Below are 887 nucleotides of genomic sequence, written 5' to 3'. Positions count from 1 at the left end.
CTTGCATTGCTACAGCACGGGCATCAGCAGTCTGGATGTCAGCAGCAATACCAATTTAACATCCTTGAATTGCTTCAGCACGGGTATTACCAGTCTGGATGTCAGCAATAATGCTAATTTAGAAACCTTGAATTGCCAAAGCAATAAAACACTGACAACTTTGAATGTCAATGGTGCTTCTGCTTTAAAAACCTTGAATTGCTACGGCACGGGCATCAGCAGTCTGGATGTCAGCAGCAATACTGTTTTAACAACCTTGAATTGTTCCAAAACTCCTCTTGCTTATCTGAATCTAGGAACAAATACAGGATTAACAGTAACTATGTCAACGACCACAACAATGAAGTTGGAAGTCACAGAGGACACATTTACCATTACAGATAAAATTGCCGGTATTGATAAGAGCAAGATTTCTATCGTAAGTGGTGCATCTTATGAATCATCAACAGGTGTCGTCAGCAACTATACAGCAGGAACACCGATTGTCTATGAATATGACTGTGGTACAGCGAATGGTGAAGATAAGACATTAACGGTAACGGTGAACCTTACAGGATATTCAGCAGGTATTGAAATCAACGAAACGAATTTCCCAGATGCAGCATTTAGGGACTATATAAAAACGAACTTTGACAAAGATAGCAACGATACGTTATCAGCAGCAGAGATAGCAAGCGTAACGACTATCTCTGTTCCTAGGGAGGTTGCCGACTTGACAGGTATTGATAAGTTTTCTGCTTTAACAACCTTGAATTGCAGCGGCACGGGCATCACCAGTCTGGATGTCAGCAGCAATGCCAATTTAACAACCTTATATTGCAACAACACGGGTATCAGCAGTCTGGATGTCAGCAGCAATGCTAATTTAACAGACTTGTATTGCCAAA

At 41.1% G+C, this 887-nt stretch carries 1 pseudogene; it reads left to right on the top strand.

Annotated features, from left to right (window positions below):
* Positions 1-887: pseudogene (locus BN350_RS20910) on the top strand (leucine-rich repeat domain-containing protein); the annotation flags it as partial.

Source organism: Candidatus Stoquefichus massiliensis AP9 (genome assembly GCF_000455285.1).
Classification (GTDB): domain Bacteria; phylum Bacillota_I; class Bacilli_A; order Erysipelotrichales; family Coprobacillaceae; genus Stoquefichus; species Stoquefichus massiliensis.
Note: the sequence above shows the minus strand (reverse complement) of the source record. Positions and strands in the feature narration are given on the sequence as shown.